We start from the raw sequence: 20,005 nt of genomic DNA, 5'->3' as shown, positions 1-20,005 counted from the left end.
CGAAAAAAACGAGATCAACACATTCACATGGGGCCGCACGCGCGACGGCTGCAACCCCGAAATCTGGTGCCCTTTGCGGGAATCGGACCCGCGACCTCCCCCTTACCAAGGGGGTGCTCTACCACTGAGCCAAAAGGGCAATCAACACCGAAGACACCAACCACGAACCAGGTCCCATGGAGCGGGAGACGGGAATCGAACCCGCGTCATCAGCTTGGAAGGCTGGGGTTCTACCATTGAACTACTCCCGCATCGGGGGCACTTCAAGGCACCCAAAGCGCTAGATCCAATCGCTCCTAAAAACCAAATTCATCGCTGGTGGAGAGGGCTGGATTCGAACCAGCGTACTCGTAAGAGGGCAGATTTACAGTCTGCTGCCATTAACCACTCGGCCACCTCTCCGGCGAACCTCGAAATATAGCACGGTTTGATGTCGGTTCCGGACCGCCGGCGTCGCCCCAGAGCGTGGGAGCCCCTGTTTTTACCCCTCGAGCCGTTGCGCCCATGCGACGGGCTACAAAAGCAGGAGCATCGCCTTCAGCCTGCATGCTGCTCCCGCCAGGCACGCGCCTGGCCGAAGTGCCCGCAACCGATGAAAGGCACCGGTGGACGCAACGCCGACAGCGGCGACGGATGGTTGGCGGTCAGCACCAGGTGGCGGTCTGCGTCGATCAGCGCCCGCTTGCTTTGCGCGTGCGAGCCCCAGAGCATGAACAGGACCGGGCGATCGCCGGCGGCCACATGCCGGATCACCGCATCGGTCAGCACTTCCCAGCCGCGCCCCGAATGGCTGGCCGCCTGCCCCTCCTCCACCGTCAGGCAGGTGTTGAGCAGCAGCACGCCGTGCGTGGCCCAGCGCACCAAACTGCCACCCGGCTGCGGAAAGGCCGGTGGCGGCGTGCCCAGGTCGCGCTGCAGCTCCTTGAAGATGTTGCGCAGCGAGGGCGGCAGCGCCACGCCCGGCGCGACCGAGAAGGCCAGGCCTTCCGCCTGCCCGCGCCCGTGGTACGGGTCCTGCCCGAGGATGACGACCCGCACCTGCTCGGGCGGTGTGAGTTCCAGCGCACGCAGCGGCTGCGGTGGGAAGATGACCGCGCCAGCCTCCAGCCGTTCGCGCAGAAAACCCTGCAGCTTCACGCCGACCGCACTCGCGAAGAAGTCGTCGACCAGCCCCTGCCAGCCCGGCGCGACCGGCCAGTCCGCCGGGTCGGCACTCGCGAGTTGCGTGAGTTGCGTCGCCGCCATCACCGGAACAGATCCGCCAGCGCCTCCCCGGGTTCGGGCGCGCGCATGAAGGCCTCGCCGACCAGGAAGGCATGGATGTCCGCGGCGCGCAGCCGCGCCACGTCGTCGCGCGTCGTGATGCCCGATTCGGTGACCAGCAGGCGTTCGGCCGGCACGCGCGAACGCAGGTCGAGCGTGGCCTGGATCGACACCTCGAAGCTGCGCAGGTTGCGGTTGTTGACGCCGATCAGTGGCGTCTTGAGCTCGAGCGCGCGATCGAGTTCGGCACCGTCGTGCACCTCGACCAGCACCGCCATGCCCAGTCCGAGCGCGATCGCCTCGAAGTCCTTCATCTGCGCATCGTCGAGGCAGGCGGCGATCAGCAGCACCGCGTCAGCGCCCATCGCGCGCGATTCATAGATCTGGTAGGCGTCAACCATGAAGTCCTTGCGCAGCACCGGCAGGTCGCACGACGCGCGCGCCTGCTTCAAGAAGTCGATGCCGCCCTGGAAGAACTGGCGATCGGTCAGCACCGACAGGCAGGCCGCGCTGATGGCGCCGTCGCCCTCGGCGTAGCTCTGCGCGATGTCGGCCGGGATGAAGTCGGCGCGCAGCACGCCCTTGCTCGGGCTGGCCTTCTTCACCTCGGCGATGACCGCGGCCTGCCCCCCTGCGATCTTGGCGCGCAAGGCGCCGACGAAGTCGCGGGTGAGCACGCGGCTCTCAGCGTCGAAGCGCACGGCCTCCAGCGGGCTGCGCTTCTTGGCAGCGGCGATTTCCTCGTGCTTGACGGCCACGATCTTGTTCAGGATGTCGGACATGGATCGGTCTTTCTCTCTTTCGTCAGAAGGCGGCGGTCGCGGCCACGAGGTCGGCCAGCTTGGCCTTGGCCGCGCCGCTGTCGAGCGCAGCGCGCGACTTCGCCACGCCGTCGGCGATCGAGCTGGCCACATTGGCCGCGTACAGCGCGGCGCCCGCGTTGAGCAGCACGATGTCGCGGGCCGCACCCGGCTCGTTGTCGAGCACGCCGCGCAGCATCGCCATCGACTGCTCGGGCGTCTCGACGCGCAGCGCGCGGTTGCTCGACATCGCGAAGCCGAAGTCCTCGGGATGCAGCTCGTACTCGCGGATCTCGCCATCCTTGAGCTCGCCGACCATCGTGGCCGCGCCGAGCGAGATTTCGTCCATGCCGTCGCGGCCGTAGACCACGAGCGCGTGTTCGGCGCCGAGCCGCTGCAGCGCGCGCACCTGGATGCCCACCAGGTCGGGGTGGAACACGCCCATCAGGATGTTCGGTGCGCCGGCCGGATTGGTCAGCGGCCCGAGGATGTTGAAGATGGTCTTGATGCCCAGTTCCTTGCGCACCGGGGCGACGTTCTTCATCGCCGGGTGGTGGTTGGGCGCGAACATGAAGCCGATGCCGACATCGGCGATGCACTGGGCGATCTGCTCGGGCTTGAGGTTGATGTTGATGCCCAGCGCCTCCAGCACGTCGGCGCTGCCCGACTTGCTGCTCACGCTGCGCCCGCCGTGCTTGCTCACCTTGGCGCCCGCCGCGGCGGCCACGAACATCGAACAGGTCGAGATGTTGAAGGTGTGCGAGCCATCGCCGCCGGTGCCGACGATGTCGACCAGGTGCGTCGTGTCCGCCACCACGACCTTGGTCGCGACTTCGCGCATCACCTGCGCCGCGGCGGTGATCTCGCCGATGGTTTCCTTCTTCACGCGCAGGCCGGTGATCAGCGCCGCCATCATCACCGGCGAGCACTCGCCGCTCATGATCAGCCGCACGATGTGCAGCATCTCGTCGTGGAACACCTCGCGGTGCTCGATGGTGCGCTGTAGCGCTTCCTGGGGGGTGATGGGCATGGTGTCTCCCGTGTCAATGTGTTGGCGAAGAAAGCGGGTTGTCGGACAGCGCGAGCTTGATGCCGAAGCCGATGAACATGGCGCCGGCCACGCGGTCCAGCACACGCATCCAGTGGCGCACCGTGCCGCGGCGTGCCAGCCAGCCGGCCGCCACGGCCCAGCCGGTGTTGACCGGAATGGCGTTGAGGTTGAACAGCAGCCCCAGCAACACGAAGGCCAGCGCCTTGTTGTCGGTGCCGGGCGCGATGAACTGCGGCACGAAGGCCAGGAAGAACAGCGCCACCTTGGGGTTGAGCACGTTCGTCCAGAAGCCGCCCATGAAGATCGCCTTCAATCCGCGCGGCGCGTCGACCGCCGGTGCGGCTTCGGTCGCCACCGCGGGCGCGGGCTTGGCGAACAGCATGCGCGCGCCCAGATACAGCAGGTAGGCCGCGCCGAGGTATTTGAGCACCGTGAAGGCATGGGTCGACGCGACCAGCAAAGTGCCCACGCCCACGGCGGCCGCCACGATGTGCACGAAGCAGCCGGCGGTGATGCCCAATCCGGCGACGATGCCCGCTCGCACGCCCGAGCGCAGCGCGTTGCTCACGATGTAGAGCACATCGGGGCCCGGCGTCAGGTTGAGCAACCAGCCGGCGACGATGAAGGCGACGAGGTGCGCGGTGTCGGGCATGCGCAAGCCCTCAATGCGCGAAGAATTCGCGGATCGCGACCAGCGCGCGGTCGACCCCGCCCGCGTCCACATCGAGGTGCGTGACGAAGCGCAGCCGGTACAGCCCCGTCGCCAGAATGCCGCGCGCGTTCAGGTACGCCAGCAACTCGGTGGCACGGGACGCCGCTGCGCCGTCCAGGTCGACGAAGACGATGTTGGTCTGTGGCGCCTCGACCCGCAGCCCCTCGATGCCGGCCAGGCCGGCTGCCAGCCGCTGCGCCAGCGCGTGGTCGCTCGCGAGCCGGTCGATGTGGTGGTCGAGCGCATGCGATGCGGCGGCCGCCAGCAGCCCGGCCTGGCGCATGCCGCCGCCCGCCATCTTGCGGATGCGGTGTGCCCGCGCGATCAGCTCGCGCGAGCCGCACAGGGCCGAGCCGACCGGCGCGCCCAGCCCCTTGCTGAAGCACACCGACACGCTGTCGAAGCACTGCGCGATGCGGCGCGCCTCGGCGCGCACGTCGGTGCCGAGCGCTACGGCCTGGGCCGTCGCCGCGTTGAAGAGCCGCGCGCCGTCGAGGTGGCGTTGCAGCCCGCGCGACCTGGCCAGGTCGGTGGCCGCCTGCACATAGCCGAAGGGCAGCAGCTTGCCGCCCAGCGTGTTCTCCAGCGCCAGCAGACGGGTGCGGGCGAAGTGCGCGTCGTCGGGCTTGATGGACGACTCGATCTGCGCCAGCGGCAGCGTGCCGTCGGGCGCATGGTCGAGCGGCTGCGGCTGCACGCTGCCGAAGACCGCGGCGCCGCCACCTTCCCAGCGGTAGCAATGCGCCTGCTGGCCCACGATGTATTCGTCGCCGCGACCGCAATGCGACAGGATTGCGCAGAGGTTGCTCTGCGTGCCCGTCGGCATGAAGAGCGCGGCCTCGAAGCCGAGCATCGCCGCGATCTTTTCCTGCAGCGCGTTGACGCTCGGGTCGGCGCCGAACACGTCGTCCCCCAAGGGCGCGGCGGCCATCGCAGCGCGCATGGCGGGCGAGGGTTGGGTGACGGTGTCGCTGCGCAGGTCGACGGCGGTGTTCGGCATGGGCTCAGTCCAGAAAGTTCTTGAGCATGGCGTGGCCGTGCTCGGTGAGGATGGATTCGGGATGGAACTGCACGCCCTCGATCCGCACGTCATGCGCGAAGCCGATGTGGCGCACGCCCATGATCTCGCCGTCGTAGGTGCTGGCCGTGACGGCGAGTTCGGCCGGGCAGCTGTCGCGTTCGATCGCCAGCGAGTGGTAGCGGTTCACGATGAACTTCTCGGGCAGCCCGGCGAACACGCCTTCGCGTGTGGACGTGATCTCGCTGGTCTTGCCGTGCATGAGCTGCTGCGCGCGCACGATCTTGCCGCCGAAGGCCGCGCCGATGGCCTGGTGGCCCAGGCACACGCCGAGGATCGGCAGCCGTCCCGCGAAGGCCTGGATCGCCGCCACCGACACGCCCGCCTCCGCCGGCGAGCAGGGGCCGGGCGAGATCACCAGCCGGGCCGTGCCGGCCGCGATGCGCTCGCCGATCTGCGCGACCGTGACTTCGTCGTTGCGCACCACCTCCACGTCCGCCCCCAGCTCGCCGAAGTACTGGACGATGTTGTAGGTGAAGGAGTCGTAGTTGTCGATCATCAGCAGCTTCATGGCTTGGCTCCGATCCGATGCACGCCCTTCACCACAGGGAAGACGTTGAAGTTGATCAGCAGGCCGAGCCGGTGGCCCGACAGCCGCACCGCGGCCTGCGCCTGCGCACGGTGCAGGTCGTCGAGTGCATCGACCGCCCGCACCTGCACCACCATCGCCTGCTCGATGACGAAGTCCGCGCGGCACACATCGCCCAGCGCACGGCCCTTGTAGCTCGCCGCGACCGGCACGTCGCGCTCGAAGCCGATTTCGCGCTCGGCCAGCTCGATGGCGAGCGCCGCGGCGTACACCGCTTCCGGCAGGCCGGTGCCGAGCACGCGCTGCACCTCGACGGCAGCGCCGATGATCTCGTGCGAGAAGTCGTTGTGGGGTGTGTTGTCGTCGGCCATCATTCCAGTCCCTCTTCCACCAGTTCGGCCGCGCGCAACAGCGCACGCGCCTTGGCTTCGGTCTCTTTCCATTCCAGTTCCGGCACCGAGTCGGCCACCACGCCGGCCGCGGCCTGCACATGCAGCACCTGGTCCTTGACGATGCCGGTGCGGATCGTGATGGCGACGTCCATGTCGCCCGCATAGCTGATGTAGCCGCAGGCGCCGCCGTAGAGGCCGCGCTTGGTCGGCTCGAGCTGGTCGATGAGTTCCATCGCATGCACCTTCGGCGCGCCGGTCAGCGTGCCTGCGGGGAACGTGGCCTTGAGCACGTCGATCGCGGTCATGCCGTCCTTGAGCGTGCCTTCGACGTTGCTCACGATGTGCATCACGTGGCTGTAGCGCTCGACCGCGAAGGCCTCGGTCACCTTCACCGTGCCGGTCTTGGCGATGCGGCCGATGTCGTTGCGCGCCAGGTCGATCAGCATCACGTGCTCGGCGCGCTCCTTCGGGTCGTTGATCAGTTCCAGCTCGGCGGCCTTGTCGAGTTCCATCGACGCGCCACGCGGCCGGGTGCCGGCCAGCGGGCGGATCGTCACCTTCTGCTCGCCGTCGGCCATGTTCTCCTGGCGCACCAGGATCTCCGGCGACGCGGCCACCACGTGGAAATCGCCCAGGTGGTAATAGAACATGTAGGGCGAGGGATTGAGCGAACGCAGTGCGCGGTAGAGCGACAGCGGCGACTCGGTGTAGCGCTTGCTGATCCTCTGGCCGATCTGCACCTGCATGAAGTCGCCGGCGGCGATCAGTTCCTTGGCGCGCTCGACCGCGGCGATGTAGTCGGCCTTGGCGAAGCTGCGTTCGGCGGGATGCGCCTGCGACGGCTTCACCTGCGGGGCGCTGACCGAGTACTTGAGCTGCTCGCGCAGTTCACGCAGCCGGCGCTTGGCATTCGCATAGGCCTCGGGCTGCGCCGGGTCGGCGTAGACGATGAGGTAGAGCTTGCCCGACAGGTTGTCGATGACGGCCAGCTCTTCGCACTGCAGCAGCAGGATATCCGGGCAGCCGAGCGTGTCGGGCGGGCAGGTGGCTTCGAGCTTCTTTTCGACGTAGCGCACCGCGTCGTAGCCGAAGTAGCCGGCCAGACCGCCGCAAAAGCGCGGCAGGCCGGGCCGCAGCGCGACCTTGAAGCGCTTCTGGTAGGCCGCGATGAAGTCGAGCGGGTTGCCCTCGGCCGTCTCGACCACCTGGCCATCGGTCACGACCTCGGTGCGCGCCGCATCGCCGAAGCCGCTGGCGCGGATCAACGTGCGCGCCGGCAGGCCGATGAAGCTGTAGCGGCCGAAGCGCTCGCCCCCGACCACGGATTCGAGCAGGAAGCTGTACTTGCCGCCGTCCTTGGTATGGGCCAGCTTCAGGTAGAGCGAGAGCGGGGTTTCGAGGTCGGCAAAGGCCTCGACCATCAGCGGGATGCGGTTGTAGCCCTGCGCGCTGAGGCTTTTGAATTCGAGTTCGGTGATCACGGTGGGGGTCTCCGTCGGCCAGCGGACGCTTCATTCGGTCGCTGGCGGGTCATTCAAGGATCTGGCGCCGGGTCGTTCGGACCGGGGCCGCGGGCGCACGGCGTGCGCCGTGCCATCAAACAGGCAATGACGATGGCGTGCGCCAAAGCCAGGCTCCCCGGCAGCCTTGCCCTGTCTTGATGACGTGATGAATGAACATGGAGCGGCGAGTTTAGCCGAGCGTCGCGCCGCCGGCCAGTTCGGCGAGCGAATCGACGACCGCATCGGCATCGACCTGCCGCACCGGCTCCCCGTGGTTGTAGCCGTAGCTCACCAGCACCACCGGGCAACCGGCCGCGCGCGCGGCCTGCGCGTCGTTGCTCGAATCGCCGACCATCAGCGTGCGGGCCGGCAGCGTGCCGAGCGCCTCGCAGGTCTTCCAGAGCGGCAGCGGGTCGGGCTTCTTGCGTTCGAAGGCGTCGCCACCGAAGACCACGTCGAAGTAGCCGTCCAGCCCCTTGACGGCGAGCAGCGGCCGGGCGAACGCGGTCGGCTTGTTGGTCAGGCAGGCCAGGCGCCAGCCGCGGTCACGCATCGCCTGCAGGCCGGCGATCACCCCGTCGTAGACCGCCGAGTGCCGGCCGTTGATGTCCAGGTAGTGATGCTGATAGCGCGCATAGGCCTGCGGGTAGAGCGTGTCTGGCGCATCGACGTGGCGCAGCACGGCGTGGATCAGGTGTTCAGACCCCTTGCCGACCATGCGCCCGACGGCAGCAGCGTCCACCACCGGCAAACCGAGGTCGGCAAGCATGGCGTGCAGGGCAGCGACGAAATCACCCAGGGTGTCGACCATGGTGCCGTCGAGATCGACGATGGCGGCATCCACATCGACCCGGCTCAAGAAACTGGCGTTCACATTGATCAAAAAGAGTCCAAGAAGAACGCTCGACTCTATCGAGATCCGCGGCCCCGAATTCCTGCGCCCTCGGCGCCGTCAATAGGTCTCCAGGTGCAGGCGCCCCTCTTTCTTCAACGTGGCTGCGAGCGGTTCCCAGGGCAGGCCGGCGTCCTGCGCGACATCTCGCAAGGCCAGCAGCACGCCCTCCTCCATGCTCTTGAGCCCGCAGACGTAGAAGTGGGTGTCGGCATCGCGCAGCAGCGATGCGAGGTCTGCGGCACGCTCGCGCATCACGTCCTGCACATAGCGCCGCGGCTGCCCCGGCTTGCGGGAGAAGGCCAGGTTGATGTCGATGAAGTCCTTGGGCAGGCTCTGCAGCGGGCCGAAATAAGGCAGCTCCTGCTGCGTGCGCGCGCCGAAGAAGAGCATCAGCTTGCCGCCCTCGAACTTGCCGCTCTTGCGCAGGCGGCGCCGCCACTCGGTCATGGCACGCATCGGTGCGCTCCCCGTGCCGGTGCAGATCATGACGATGCTCGACTTCGGATGGTTGGGCATCAGGAAGGTCGCGCCGAACGGCCCCACCACCGTCACCGTCTCGCCGACCTTCAGGTCGCAGACGTAGTTGGAGGCGAGGCCCTTCACGGCGTTGCCCTGGTGGTCCTGCGTCACGCGCTTGACGGTCAGCGAGATGTTGTTGTAGCCGGGGCGCTCGCCGTTGCGGGGGCTGGCGACCGAGTACTGGCGCGGATGGTGCGCCTTGCCCAGCGCGTCGGTGCCGGGCGGCACGATCCCGATGGACTGCCCCTCCAGCACGGGGAAGGGCATCGCACCGAAGTCGAGGACGACATGGTGCGTTTCGCTCTCGAAGCCCGCCTCCGTGCAGTTGAAATTGCCGGTCACGGTTGCGGTCACCGGCCGCTTGGGCGCATAGAGGTTGGTGTAGGCATGGGCCGCAGACCACGGCGGCGTGGTGGCGCCGTGGCTCGCCGACATGAACGGCGCCTCGCCGGGCGTCACGACAGGCTCGACCTCGACCTGCGCCGTCGCATCGACGACGTTTTCAGCCTCCTTCACACCGGCCGCCTCGAGCTCGTCCGCGCTCAGCTCGGCCGGCAACGCCTCCCAGCCCAGCTGCTCCTCGATGGAGTAGGCCCGTTGCACCGGCATGGTCCGCCAGTTGTCGATCGAGCCGGTGGGACACGGCGAAATGCAGGCCATGCACCCGTTGCAGACATCCGCCCGGACGACGTAGTTGTTGTCGTCGTGCGTGATGGCGTTCACGGGGCACGTGGCCTCGCAGGTGTTGCAGCGAATGCAGATTTCCGGGTCGATCAGATGCTGCTTGATGACGCCGGCCTCGACAGCCATGTCCATCGTGTTCACCCGAAACGCACGTACTCGAAATCGACCGGCTGGCGGTTGATGCCCATCACCGGCGGCGCGATCCAGCCTGCGAACTTGCCCGGGTCGACCACGCGGCCCATCAGCGACGCGACGAACGCAAAGTCATCGGGCGTCGGCAGCCACTCGCTCTTCTTCGCGGCCCACTCCGCCTCGCTCACCACGCGGCCGTCCGGCGACATCTTGATGCCGGCGAGCGCGCCGATCTGGCGGTTGAAGGCCTTGTGCGGCACGGTCAGGCGCGTCGGGATGCCCGCCTTCTCCAGCACCTTGTTCCAACGGTTCACGCCCGCCACCGAGTCCTTGATGAAGTCGTCGCGCAGCACCTCGTTCAGCGCGTTGAGCATCGGCACATCCTTCTCGACCAGTTGCCCGTCCTTCACTTCAAGCACCTTGTAGGTCTGCCCCTTGAGCACGTGGTCGTCGGTGCGCTTGCCTTCCTCGTAGCGGCCCTTGAGACCCGAGCTGTAGAAGATGGCCGCGTTGCTCGACTGGTCGGCGCCGAACAGGTCGATGGTCACGCTGTAGTGGAAGTTCAGGTAGCGCTGGATGGTGCCCAGGTCGATGCAGCCTGCGGCGCGCACCTTCTGCGGGTCGTCGGTCTTCAGCTCGTTCATCACCTGCGCGGTGCGCTGCAACACCCGCGACACGCCGCTCTCGCCCACGAACATGTGGTGCGCTTCCTCGGTCAGCATGAACTTGGTGGTGCGCGCCAACGGATCGAAGGCGCTCTCGGCCAGCGCCGACAGCTGGAACTTGCCGTCGCGGTCGGTGAAGTAGGTGAACATGAAGAAGGCCAGCCAGTCGGGCGTCTTCTCGTTGAAGGCGCCCAGGATGCGCGGGTTGTCCACGTCGCCCGACGTGCGCTGCAGCAGTGCATCGGCTTCTTCACGGCCGTCGCGGCCGAAGTGCATATGCAGCAGGTAGACCATCGCCCACAGGTGGCGGCCTTCTTCCACGTTGATCTGGTAGAGGTTGCGCAGGTCGTACATGCTGGGCGCGGTCAGGCCCAGGTGGCGCTGCTGCTCGACCGACGCGGGCTCGGTGTCGCCCTGCGTGACGATGATGCGGCGCAGGTTGGCGCGGTGTTCGCCCGGCACGTCTTGCCAGGCCTTCTCGCCCTTGTGGTCACCGAAGTGGATCTCGCGGTTGGCATCGCCCGGGTTCAGGAAGATGCCCCAACGGTAGTCGCGCATCTTCACGTGGCCGAACTGCGCCCAGCCCTGCGGGTCGACGCTGACCGCGGTGCGCAGGTAGACGTCGTAGGCGGTCGAGCCATCGGGGCCGACGTCGTCCCACCAGTTGACGAAGTTGGGCTGCCAGCCTTCGAGCGCGCGCTGCAGCGTGCGGTCTTCGCTGAGGTTAACGTTGTTGGGGATCTTGTCGCTGTAGTTGACGGTGCTCATGGCGTTTCCTTGCGAGTTCGTGGGTTCGGGATCAGACGCGGTTCAGATCGAAGCCGGCCTTCTCGCCGGTGCCGTAGACCTTCAGCGCACCCTTCGCGCCCACGGCGTTCGGGCGGTTGAAGATCCAGTTCTGCCAGGCCGTGAGCCGGCCGAAGATGCGGGTGTTCATGTTTTCCTTGCTGGCGAAGCGCAGGTTGGCTTCGAGGCCGGTCAGCGCGTCGGGCGACATCGCGGCACGCTCTTCGATGGCCATGCGGATCTCGTCGTCCCAGTCGATGTCGTCGGGCGCGGCCGTCACCAGGCCGAGCGCCAGCGCGGCGTCGGCGTCGAGCGCCTGGCCTGCTGCGCCGCGTGCGGCTTCGAGCGGCGCCGTTTCCTCATAAAAGCGGCGCTGCAGGCGGCTCTGGTCGTTCACCAGCGGGTAGAAGCCGAAGTTGAATTCGTTGAGCGTGAGCCGGGGTGCGCGCTCGGCATCGTCGGGCAGCGCGAGCATGTAGGTGCGGTCGGCCGCGAAGGCGATCTCGGCCAGCGTGCCGGCGAAGCAGGAGCCCGGCTCGACCAGCGCGAACAGGCTGCGCGACGACACGTCCAGGCGCGCCAGCGTGCGGCGCAGCGCGCCGATGGTTTCGCGCACCAGCCAATGGTCCTGGTGGGCGAGCATCAGGGCATCGTTGGCCAGCACGGCCTGCGCATCGCCCTCGGTCTTGAGCAGCCAGGTGCCGATGTCCAGTTCGTTGGTGCGCAGGTTCAGGATGGCGTCGTCGAGCTGGCGGCACATCGCAAGCGGCCACCACGCGGCGCCTGCGGCCTCGATGCCCGCGATGTCGGTCGGCTGCGCCGCGGCGGGTGCCTTCACGGTCAGCGTGGCGGTGCGGCGGGCACGGTCGATCGCGATCTCGACGTGCGCATAGCGAATGCTGTCGGCGCCGTCTTCGCGCTCCAGGCGCTCCAGCGCGACGCCCTTGACACCCGAGGCTGCACCGGGACGCAGGCTGCCTTCGGCCAGCCTGGCCGCGCGTTCCTGCACGGCAGCCGGAAACTGCGCCGGCTTGGCGATCGCATCGACCAGCCGCCAGTCGACCGCGCGCTGGCCGCGCACGCCTTCGACGCTGGTGCAGAAGATGTCGGCCAGGTCATGCCGCACATGGCGCTTGTCGGTCACGCGGGTCAGGCCGCCCGTGCCCGGCAGCACGCCCAGCAGCGGCACTTCGGGCAGCGACACGGCCGAGGAGCGGTCGTCGACCAGCACGATCTCGTCGCAGGCCAGTGCGAGTTCGTAGCCGCCGCCCGCGCAAGCGCCATTGACGGCAGCCAGGAACCTCAGGCCCGAGTGCTTGGAGCTGTCTTCGATGCCGTTGCGTGTCTCGTTGGTGAACTTGCAGAAGTTGACCTTCCAGGCATGGCTGGAGACGCCCAGCATGAAGATGTTGGCGCCCGAACAGAAGATGCGGTCCTTGCCGCTGGTCACGATGACCGACTGGACTTCCGGGTGCTCGAAGCGGACGCGGTTCAGCGCGTCGGCGAGTTCGATGTCGACACCGAGGTCGTAGCTGTTGAGCTTGAGCCTGTAGCCGGGGCGGATCCCGCCGTCCTCGGCGATGTCAAGCGTCAGGCGCGCAACGGCGCCTTCCACCGCGAGGTTCCAGTGCTGGTACTGGGCGGGCTCGGTCCGGTAGTCGACGCGCGGTGCGTGGGTCGTGAGGTCGGTCATGGGTGTCTCCGTAAGCAGCACAAACAAGAAACATAGTGCATTTCTTGCGATCAGTGCATGCATCATCATGCACGTCTACAGGCAAGTCAATGCCTGTTGCACTTTTCTGCAGTTCAGGAGAACCCGCGGGCCTGGCGCCCCGCCGGCAGCGGCGTCAGGTCGCGGCGGCGATCGCCGCCCGCACCACGCCGCGCAGCAGGTCGAAGCTCTGCGCCAGCGTCTGGCCGCTGGTGTCGACCGTGAGGTCGGCCTTCGAATAGAAGGCCGCACGCCCGTCGAGGATGCGGTGCAGATCCTCCATCGCCTCCTTGCTGGCGGCGATGGGACGCGTGTCACCCTGGGCCACGACGCGCCCCATGTGCTCCTCGGGCGCGGCACGCAGCCAGACGGTGGTGCAGTGCGACAGCAGTTCGTTGAAGGTGGCCGGATCGGACACGATGCCGCCCGGCGTGGCGATCACCACCTCGCTGTGGATCTGCACGGTTTCCTCCAGCGCGCGTCGCTCGTAGCGCCGGTAGGCGTTGGTGCCGTAGAGGTCATGGATCTCGCGCACGCTGCAGCCGGCGAGCTTTTCGATCTCGCGGCTCAGCTCGATGAAAGGCACGTCGAGATCCTGCGCCAGCATCGGCCCCAGGGTCGACTTGCCGGCCCCGCGCAGGCCGATCAGCGCGATGCGGCGGTGGCGTGCGGCATCGCCGCGGCCGTTGCCCAGCAGTTCGCCCAGGGCGATGCGCGCACGGCGCAGATCCGCTTCGCTGCGGTGCTCGAGCAGTTCGCGGATCAGCAGCCATTCGGGCGAGCTGGTCGTGACATCGCCGACGAGCTCGGCGAGCGAGCAATGCAGGGCTTGCGCCACTTGCTGCAGCACCAGGATCGAGGCATTGCCGGTGCCGTACTCGAGGTTCGCCAGATGGCGTTCCGACACGTCGGCCGACAGGGCCACCGCCTTGCGCGTGAGGCCACGCTGCGCGCGCAGGCTCCGGACGCGTTCGCCGAGCACGGCGAGCAGCGGATGGCGCGTCGCTTCCCCGGCCGCCGTGTCGATCGCAACCGCCATGGCACTGCCACCCCGCCCTGCTTCCTCAGTCATGGAACTCCTCATTCGATGCCTTGATTTTGCGCGCTCAGGGTAAACGCCATACATGCATTATGTTGCTTGACATGCTGCATCATGCTGCTTATTGTTTGATCAAGCGCAAGATACTGCACGTAGCAGGATGCTGCAACTGCCTCACCCCGGTTCAACCCGTCCACCCAGGCCCGACACCATGACCGAACTTCTTCCCAATCACGTCGGCGGTCGCTGGCAAACCGGCAGCGGCGCCGGCGTGCCGCTGTTCGACCCGGTGCTCGGCACCGAACTGGCGCGCGTCGACGCGACCGGGCTCGACCTGCCTGCGGCCTTCGGCTTCGCGCGCGACGTCGGCGGCGCCGCGTTGCGCGGGATGACCTATCGCCAGCGCGCCGCGCTGCTCGCCGCCATCGTCAAGGTCCTGCAGAGCCATCGCGACAGCTACTACGAGATCGCCACCGCGAACTCGGGCACGGTGAAGAACGACTCGGCCGTCGACATCGACGGCGCGATCTTCACGCTGGGCCAGTACGCGAAGTGGGGCGATGTGCTGGGCGACGTGCACGCACTGCGCGACGGCGACGCAGTCAAGCTGGGCAAGGAGCCGGTGTTCCTGTCGCAGCACCTGCAGGTCCCCACCCGCGGCGTCGCGCTCTTCATCAACGCCTTCAACTTCCCGGCCTGGGGACTGTGGGAAAAGGCAGCGCCCGCCCTGCTGTCGGGCGTGCCCGTCATCGTCAAGCCCGGCACCTCGACCGCCTGGCTCACCCAGCGCATGGTGCGCGACGTGGTCGATGCGGGCGTGCTGCCGGCCGGCGCGCTCTCGGTGATCTGCGGCAGCTCGACCGGCCTGATGGACCAGCTGCAGCCCTTCGACGTCGTCTCCTTCACCGGCTCGGCCGAGACCGGCGCTCTGATCCGATCGCATGCCGCCGTGGCGCAGCGCTCGGTGCGCGTCAACATCGAGGCGGACAGCCTGAATTCCGCGCTGCTGCTGCCCGATGTCACGCCCGGCACCGACGCCTTCGCCCTGCTGGTGCGCGAGGTCGTGCGCGAGATGACCGTCAAGAGCGGCCAGAAATGCACCGCCATCCGCCGCATCCTCGTGCCGGCCACCGTCTACGACGCGGTGGCCGAGGCGATCGGCGCCAAGCTGCGCGGCGTCACGGTCGGCAACCCGCGCAACGAGAGCGTGCGCATGGGCTCGCTGGTGAGCCGAGTCCAATTGAACGCGGTACGCGAGGGCCTAGCCATGCTGCAGAAGCAGACCACCACACTGCACGACGGCAGCGCGCAGCCGCTGATCGATGCCGACCCCGCCATCGCGGCCTGCATCGGACCGGTGCTGCTGGGCGCGAAAGACGCGGACGCTGCGGACAGCGTGCACGACATCGAGGTCTTCGGCCCCGTCGCCACGCTGCTCGCCTACCGCGACATCGACCACGCGATCTCATTGGCCCACCGCGGCCAGGGCTCGCTGGTCACCTCGCTCTACGGCAGCGACGACGCAACGCTGGCACGCGTGGCGATGCAGGTCGCCGCCAGCCATGGTCGCGTTCACGTGATCAGCCCCGACGTGGCGCAGACCCACACCGGCCACGGCAACGTGATGCCGATGTCGCTGCATGGCGGCCCGGGGCGCGCCGGCGGCGGCGCGGAACTCGGCGGCCTGCGGGCGCTGGACTTCTACCACCGCCGAAGCGCGATACAGGCCAGTCCGGCGGTGCTGGCCGGGCTCGGCCTGAGCTAGCCCTCCGCGCACGCAAAACACAAGAGCGCACCACCGCGCCGATGACACCAGGAGACACACGATGAGCTTGCCCACCGACTTCAACTTCGCCGAACACCTGTTCGCGCTCAACCGCGGGCGGCCGGCCAAGCTCGCGTACATCGACGACCGTGGCACGCTCAGCTATGGCGCGCTGGAAGACCGCGCCCGCCGCCTCGCCGGTGCGCTGCAGTCGGCGGGCGTGCAGCGCGACGAACGCGTGCTGCTGCTGCAACTCGACACCAACGACTGGCCGGTGAGCTTCCTGGGATGCCTCTACGCCGGCGTGGTGCCCGTCGCGGTCAACACGCTGCTCACGGCGGATGACTATGCCTACATGCTGGCGCACAGCGGTGCCGTCGCCGCGCTGGTGTCGGGCGCCTTGCTGCCCGTGCTGCAGGACGCCATGTCCAAGTCGCCGCACGCGCTGCGCCAGCTCTTCGTCTCGCAGCCCACCGCCGCGCTGCCCAACAGCGCCAGCGACCTGGACGCCGTCATCGGCGCGCATCCCCCGCTGACCAGGCCGGCACCGACCGGCCCGCAGGACCACGCCTTCTGGCTCTACTCGTCGGGCTCGACCGGCCGGCCCAAGGGCACGGTCCACACGCACGGCAACCCGTGGTGGACGGCAGAGCTCTACGGCAAGCCGGTGCTTGCACTCACCGAGGCCGACGTCTGCTTCTCCGCCGCCAAGCTGTACTTCGCCTACGGCCTGGGCAACGGGCTGACCTTCCCGCTGTCGGTCGGTGCGACCGTGGTGCTGATGGCCGAGCGGCCGACGCCGGACGCCACCTTCCGACGCTGGACCGGCACCGGGCTCCCGCCCGAGGCCACCGGCGTGAAGCCCACCGTCTTCTTCGGTGCGCCCACCGGCTTCGCGGGCATGCTCGCCTCGCCCGGCCTGCCGGCGGCGGACAGCGTGGCGCTGCGCATGTGCTCCTCCGCGGGCGAGGCTCTCCCGGGCGAGATCGCGCAGCGCTTCAAGGCGCACTTCGGTTGCGAGATCATCGACGGCATCGGCTCCACCGAGATGCTGCACATCTTCATCTCCAACCGGCCCGGCGACATCCGCTACGGCACCACGGGCCGGCCCGTCCACGGCTACGAGATCGAGCTGCGCGGCGAGGACGGCCGCCCCGTGCCGGACGGCGAAGTCGGCGACCTCTACATCAAGGGCCCGAGCAGCGCGCTCATGTACTGGGGCATCCCCGAGAAGAGCCACCAGACCTTTCGCGACGGCTGGACGCAGAGCGGCGACAAGTACTCGCGCGACGCCGACGGCTACTACACCTACGCCGGCCGCAGCGACGACATGCTCAAGGTCAGCGGCATCTACGTTTCGCCCTTCGAGGTCGAGGCCACGCTGATGCGCCACCCCGCGGTGCTCGAGGCCGCCGTCATCGGCAAGCAGGACAGCGACGGCCTGACCAAGACCAAGGCCTTCGTGGTGCGCAAGGCCGGCCAGTCGGTCGATGCCGACGAGCTCAAGGCCTTCGTGAAGCAGCATCTCGCGGCCTACAAGTACCCGCGTTTCATCGAGTTCGTCGACGAGTTGCCCAAGACGGCCACCGGCAAGATCCAGCGCTTCCGGCTGCGCGAGCAGGAGCAGCACGCGTGAGCAGCGAGCCGCAATGGGCCGCCATCCGTTGGCGGGAGCGGGACATGCGCGTCGAGTACACGCGCATCGCGGCCGAGCGTGAGGACGCACCGCTGGTCGTCTTCCTGCACGAAGGCCTGGGCTCGGTCGCGATGTGGAAGGACTTCCCGGAGCGGCTGTGCACGGCAGGCGGCTTCCGGGGCTTGGTCTTTTCGCGCCCCGGCTATGGCCGCTCGACACCGCGCGATGCCGACGAGGTGTGGGATGTCGACTTCATGCACCGCCAGGCGCACGAGGTGCTGCCGCCGCTGTTCGAGGCCCTGGGCATCGATGAGCTGCCCTGGCTCTTCGGCCACAGCGACGGCGGATCGATCGCGCTGCTGTACGCCACGCGCTTTCCGCAGTCTGTCGCCGGGCTGGTGGTTCTTGCGCCGCACCTCTTTGTGGAAGACGTGACGGTCGAGAACATCGAGCAGGCGCGCGTCGCGTACCTGCAGACCGATCTGCCGCAGAAGCTCGGCCGCTATCACGACGACCCCGACTCCGCCTTCTGGGGCTGGAACCGCATCTGGCTGCATCCGCCCTTCCGCCAATGGAACATCGAGCGCGAGCTCGACGGCATCGCCTGCCCGGTGCTGGCCATCCAGGGCGTGGACGACGAATACGGCACCCTGCAGCAGATCCGCGGCATCGCGTCGCGGGTCGGTCGCACCCAGCTTCTCGAATTGCCCGACTGCGGCCACTCCCCTCACCGGGACCAGCCGGAGCAGGTGATAGACGCCACTGTTTCGTTCATCAATCAATGGAGACAACCATGAGCCAGAAGAACCTTCGCACCGCGCTGACGGCGCTCACCCTCGCCTGCATCGCCACGCTCGGCCACGCCCAGCAGGGCAAGCTGAAGGTCGGCCTGATGCTGCCCTACAGCGGCACCTACACAGCACTCGGCGTGGCCATCGAGAACGGTTTCAAGCTGCGCGTCGAGGAGCAAGGCGGCAAGCTCGGTGGCCGCGAGATCGAATACGTGAAGGTCGACGACGAGTCCGACCCGGCCAAGGCGACCGACAACGTCAACAAGCTCATCAAGCGCGACAACGTCGACGTCATCGTCGGCACCGTGCACTCCGGCGTCGCCATGGCGATGGCCAAGGCCGCGAAGGAAAGCGGCACCACGCTGATCGTGCCGAACGCGGGCGCCGACGCCGTGACCGGGCCGATGTGCGCACCGAACATCTTCCGCAGCTCCTTCTCCAACTGGCAGCCCGCCTACGCCATGGGCGAGGTCGCGGCCAAGCAGGAAAAGAAGAAGAAGGCAATCACCATCACCTGGAAGTACGCGGCCGGCGACGAGTCGACCAACGGCTTCAAGGAAGGTTTCGAGAAATCCGGCGGCCAGGTGGTCAAGCAGCTCACCGTGCCCTTCCCCAACGTCGAGTTCCAGGCGTTGCTCACCGAGATCGCCGCGGCCAAGCCCGATGCCGTGTACGCCTTCTTCGCCGGCGGCGGCGCCGTGAAGTTCGTCAAGGACTATGCGGCCGCAGGTCTCAACAAGACCATTCCGCTGTACGGCCCCGGCTTCCTGACCGACGGCACGCTCGACGCCCAGGGCGACAGCGCGCAGGGCATGCTGACCACGCTGCATTACGCCGACGGCATGAACACGCCGCGCGACACCAGCTTCCGCACCGCCTACGCCAAGGCCTTCAAGCTGCAGCCCGACGTCTACGCCGTGCAGGGTTACGACGCGGCGCAGATCCTCGCCATCGGGCTCGATGCCACCAAGGGCGACATCACGAAGAAGGCCGAGTTCGCCGCCGCGGTCGAGAAGGCCAAGATCGACAGCCCGCGCGGCGCCTTCTCGGTCGGCAAGTCGCACAACCCGGTACAGGACATCTACCTGCGCAAGGTCGACGGCAAGGAGAACAAGATGGTGAGCATCGCCATCAAGGGCCTGGCCGACCCGGCCCGCGGCTGCCGGATGTAAGGCGCGCGCCGTGGACTTCGGAACCTTTCTCGTCCAGTGCCTGAACGCGGTCCAGTACGGCTTGCTGCTGTTCCTGGTCGCCTCGGGCCTCACGCTGATCTTCGGGATCATGGGCGTGATCAACCTGGCCCACGGCAGCTTCTACATGCTGGGCGCCTACATGGCGTTCGCGCTGTCGCCGCTCTTCGGCGACCAGTTCATCGTGATGCTGGTCGCGGGCGTGGTGCTCGCGGCCGTCTTCGGCTACCTCTTGGAGTGGGCCTTCTTCAGCTACCTCTACCAGCGCGACCACCTGCAGCAGGTGCTGATGACCTACGGCCTCATCCTGGTGTTTGAGGAACTGCGCTCGATCCTCGTGGGGAACGACGTGCACGGCGTGAAGGCACCGCCCTGGCTCGAAGGCAGCTTCGCGCTGGGCGAGCTCATGAGCTACCCGTGGTACCGGCTCTTCGCGTCGGCGGCCTGCATCGTGCTGGCGATCGGCCTCTACCTGGTGGTGAACCGCACACGCCTGGGCATGATGATCCGCGCCGGCGCGAGCAACCGGGACATGGTGCGCGGGCTGGGGATCGACATCCGCCGGCTGTATCGCATCGTGTTCGCGGCCGGCGTGGCGCTCGCGGCGCTGGCCGGGATGATCGCCGCGCCGATGTCGTCGGTCTACCCGAACATGGGCGCAAGCGTGCTGATCATCTGCTTCGTGGTGGTGGTGATCGGCGGTATCGGCTCGATCACCGGCGCGCTGGTCGCGTCGCTGCTGGTGGGCTTCGTCGACACCTTCGGCAAGGTCTTCTTCGCCGAGCTGAGCGGGATGGGGGTGTACGTGCTGATGGCCATCGTGCTGATCTGGCGCCCCGAAGGATTGATGGGACGGCGGACCTGA

At 67.8% G+C, this 20,005-nt stretch carries 18 protein-coding genes and 3 tRNA genes; 5 read left to right on the top strand and 16 right to left on the bottom strand.

The window, feature by feature from the left end:
* Nucleotides 1-64 precede the first annotated feature (64 nt).
* From ACSFA2_RS11285 to ACSFA2_RS11210, 16 genes are all read right to left on the bottom strand, one after another.
* Nucleotides 65-139, bottom strand: a tRNA-Thr gene (locus ACSFA2_RS11285).
* Nucleotides 140-177: 38 nt separating this feature from the next.
* A tRNA-Gly gene (locus ACSFA2_RS11280) sits at nt 178-251 on the bottom strand.
* A gap of 65 nt (nt 252-316) precedes the next feature.
* Nucleotides 317-402, bottom strand: a tRNA-Tyr gene (locus tag ACSFA2_RS11275).
* Between the two features lie 135 nt (nt 403-537).
* Complete coding sequence (locus tag ACSFA2_RS11270) at nt 538-1,245, bottom strand: uracil-DNA glycosylase (RefSeq protein ID WP_435455413.1); 708 nt, start codon at nt 1,243-1,245, stop codon at nt 538-540.
* The gene (gene trpC / locus ACSFA2_RS11265; RefSeq protein ID WP_435455412.1) at nt 1,245-2,045 is read right to left on the bottom strand and encodes an indole-3-glycerol phosphate synthase TrpC; all 801 of its coding nucleotides are present in this window, start codon (nt 2,043-2,045) and stop codon (nt 1,245-1,247) included. The genes ACSFA2_RS11270 and trpC overlap by 1 nt, the downstream gene beginning before the upstream one ends.
* A gap of 22 nt (nt 2,046-2,067) precedes the next feature.
* On the bottom strand, nt 2,068-3,093 hold the full coding sequence (gene trpD, locus ACSFA2_RS11260; RefSeq protein WP_435455411.1) for an anthranilate phosphoribosyltransferase: 1,026 nt from the start codon (nt 3,091-3,093) through the stop codon (nt 2,068-2,070).
* 13 nt (nt 3,094-3,106) lie between these two features.
* Nucleotides 3,107-3,766 (bottom strand): LysE family translocator, encoded by a 660-nt coding sequence (locus tag ACSFA2_RS11255; RefSeq protein WP_435455410.1) that lies wholly within the window; start codon nt 3,764-3,766, stop codon nt 3,107-3,109.
* A gap of 10 nt (nt 3,767-3,776) precedes the next feature.
* A complete protein-coding gene (ltaE, locus tag ACSFA2_RS11250) occupies nt 3,777-4,826 on the bottom strand; it encodes a low-specificity L-threonine aldolase (protein WP_435455409.1) in 1,050 nt (349 codons plus the stop codon).
* Nucleotides 4,827-4,830: 4 nt separating this feature from the next.
* On the bottom strand, nt 4,831-5,415 hold the full coding sequence (locus tag ACSFA2_RS11245) for an aminodeoxychorismate/anthranilate synthase component II (RefSeq protein WP_435455408.1): 585 nt from the start codon (nt 5,413-5,415) through the stop codon (nt 4,831-4,833).
* Nucleotides 5,412-5,804, bottom strand: coding sequence for a GxxExxY protein (locus ACSFA2_RS11240; protein ID WP_435455407.1), 393 nt, complete (start codon nt 5,802-5,804; stop codon nt 5,412-5,414). The genes ACSFA2_RS11245 and ACSFA2_RS11240 overlap by 4 nt, the downstream gene beginning before the upstream one ends.
* A complete protein-coding gene (gene trpE, locus ACSFA2_RS11235; RefSeq protein ID WP_435455406.1) occupies nt 5,804-7,306 on the bottom strand; it encodes an anthranilate synthase component I in 1,503 nt (500 codons plus the stop codon). The genes ACSFA2_RS11240 and trpE overlap by 1 nt, the downstream gene beginning before the upstream one ends.
* Nucleotides 7,307-7,517: 211 nt before the next feature.
* A complete protein-coding gene (locus ACSFA2_RS11230) occupies nt 7,518-8,186 on the bottom strand; it encodes a phosphoglycolate phosphatase (RefSeq protein WP_435455405.1) in 669 nt (222 codons plus the stop codon).
* Nucleotides 8,187-8,279: 93 nt separating this feature from the next.
* Nucleotides 8,280-9,557 carry a benzoyl-CoA 2,3-epoxidase subunit BoxA gene (gene boxA / locus ACSFA2_RS11225; protein ID WP_435455404.1) on the bottom strand — a complete coding sequence of 426 codons (1,278 nt, stop codon included), beginning with the start codon at nt 9,555-9,557 and terminating at the stop codon, nt 8,280-8,282.
* A 5-nt stretch (nt 9,558-9,562) separates the two neighbouring features.
* Nucleotides 9,563-10,990 (bottom strand): benzoyl-CoA 2,3-epoxidase subunit BoxB, encoded by a 1,428-nt coding sequence (boxB, locus tag ACSFA2_RS11220; protein WP_435455403.1) that lies wholly within the window; start codon nt 10,988-10,990, stop codon nt 9,563-9,565.
* 31 nt (nt 10,991-11,021) lie between these two features.
* Nucleotides 11,022-12,701: a 2,3-epoxybenzoyl-CoA dihydrolase gene (gene boxC / locus ACSFA2_RS11215; protein WP_435455402.1), complete on the bottom strand. Its 1,680-nt coding sequence runs from the start codon at nt 12,699-12,701 to the stop codon at nt 11,022-11,024.
* A gap of 154 nt (nt 12,702-12,855) precedes the next feature.
* On the bottom strand, nt 12,856-13,791 hold the full coding sequence (locus ACSFA2_RS11210; RefSeq protein WP_435455401.1) for a helix-turn-helix transcriptional regulator: 936 nt from the start codon (nt 13,789-13,791) through the stop codon (nt 12,856-12,858).
* A 178-nt stretch (nt 13,792-13,969) separates the two neighbouring features.
* On the opposite strand from ACSFA2_RS11210, the gene ACSFA2_RS11205 reads away from it, so the two are divergent.
* From ACSFA2_RS11205 to ACSFA2_RS11185, 5 genes are all read left to right on the top strand, one after another.
* Entirely contained in the window at nt 13,970-15,523 is a 1,554-nt protein-coding gene (locus tag ACSFA2_RS11205) for a 3,4-dehydroadipyl-CoA semialdehyde dehydrogenase (RefSeq protein ID WP_435455400.1), read from the top strand.
* A gap of 61 nt (nt 15,524-15,584) precedes the next feature.
* A complete protein-coding gene (locus tag ACSFA2_RS11200; protein ID WP_435455399.1) occupies nt 15,585-17,159 on the top strand; it encodes a benzoate-CoA ligase family protein in 1,575 nt (524 codons plus the stop codon).
* 44 nt (nt 17,160-17,203) lie between these two features.
* Nucleotides 17,204-17,956 carry an alpha/beta fold hydrolase gene (locus ACSFA2_RS11195; RefSeq protein ID WP_435455512.1) on the top strand — a complete coding sequence of 251 codons (753 nt, stop codon included), beginning with the start codon at nt 17,204-17,206 and terminating at the stop codon, nt 17,954-17,956.
* A complete protein-coding gene (locus tag ACSFA2_RS11190; protein ID WP_435455398.1) occupies nt 17,953-19,122 on the top strand; it encodes an ABC transporter substrate-binding protein in 1,170 nt (389 codons plus the stop codon). Before ACSFA2_RS11195 ends, ACSFA2_RS11190 begins: the two co-directional genes overlap by 4 nt.
* A gap of 10 nt (nt 19,123-19,132) precedes the next feature.
* Nucleotides 19,133-20,005, top strand: a complete 873-nt coding sequence (locus tag ACSFA2_RS11185) for a branched-chain amino acid ABC transporter permease (protein WP_435455397.1) — start codon at nt 19,133-19,135, stop codon at nt 20,003-20,005.

It is taken from the genome of Variovorax cryoconiti (genome assembly GCF_051216395.1).
Taxonomy (GTDB): Bacteria; Pseudomonadota; Gammaproteobacteria; order Burkholderiales; family Burkholderiaceae_C; genus Variovorax.
Note: the sequence above shows the minus strand (reverse complement) of the source record. Positions and strands in the feature narration are given on the sequence as shown.

Bases quoted from the DNA above. Each gene is read 5' to 3' on its own strand.
- ACSFA2_RS11270 (WP_435455413.1), bottom strand. From the start codon at position 1,245: ATGGCGGCGACGCAACTCACGCAACTCGCGAGTGCCGACCCGGCGGAC.
- trpC (WP_435455412.1), bottom strand. From the start codon at position 2,045: ATGTCCGACATCCTGAACAAGATCGTGGCCGTCAAGCACGAGGAAATC.
- trpD (WP_435455411.1), bottom strand. From the start codon at position 3,093: ATGCCCATCACCCCCCAGGAAGCGCTACAGCGCACCATCGAGCACCGC.
- ACSFA2_RS11255 (WP_435455410.1), bottom strand. From the start codon at position 3,766: ATGCCCGACACCGCGCACCTCGTCGCCTTCATCGTCGCCGGCTGGTTG.
- ltaE (WP_435455409.1), bottom strand. From the start codon at position 4,826: ATGCCGAACACCGCCGTCGACCTGCGCAGCGACACCGTCACCCAACCC.
- ACSFA2_RS11245 (WP_435455408.1), bottom strand. From the start codon at position 5,415: ATGAAGCTGCTGATGATCGACAACTACGACTCCTTCACCTACAACATC.
- ACSFA2_RS11240 (WP_435455407.1), bottom strand. From the start codon at position 5,804: ATGGCCGACGACAACACACCCCACAACGACTTCTCGCACGAGATCATC.
- boxA (WP_435455404.1), bottom strand. From the start codon at position 9,557: ATGGACATGGCTGTCGAGGCCGGCGTCATCAAGCAGCATCTGATCGAC.
- boxB (WP_435455403.1), bottom strand. From the start codon at position 10,990: ATGAGCACCGTCAACTACAGCGACAAGATCCCCAACAACGTTAACCTC.
- boxC (WP_435455402.1), bottom strand. From the start codon at position 12,701: ATGACCGACCTCACGACCCACGCACCGCGCGTCGACTACCGGACCGAG.
- ACSFA2_RS11210 (WP_435455401.1), bottom strand. From the start codon at position 13,791: ATGACTGAGGAAGCAGGGCGGGGTGGCAGTGCCATGGCGGTTGCGATC.
- ACSFA2_RS11205 (WP_435455400.1), top strand. From the start codon at position 13,970: ATGACCGAACTTCTTCCCAATCACGTCGGCGGTCGCTGGCAAACCGGC.
- ACSFA2_RS11200 (WP_435455399.1), top strand. From the start codon at position 15,585: ATGAGCTTGCCCACCGACTTCAACTTCGCCGAACACCTGTTCGCGCTC.
- ACSFA2_RS11195 (WP_435455512.1), top strand. From the start codon at position 17,204: ATGCGCGTCGAGTACACGCGCATCGCGGCCGAGCGTGAGGACGCACCG.
- ACSFA2_RS11190 (WP_435455398.1), top strand. From the start codon at position 17,953: ATGAGCCAGAAGAACCTTCGCACCGCGCTGACGGCGCTCACCCTCGCC.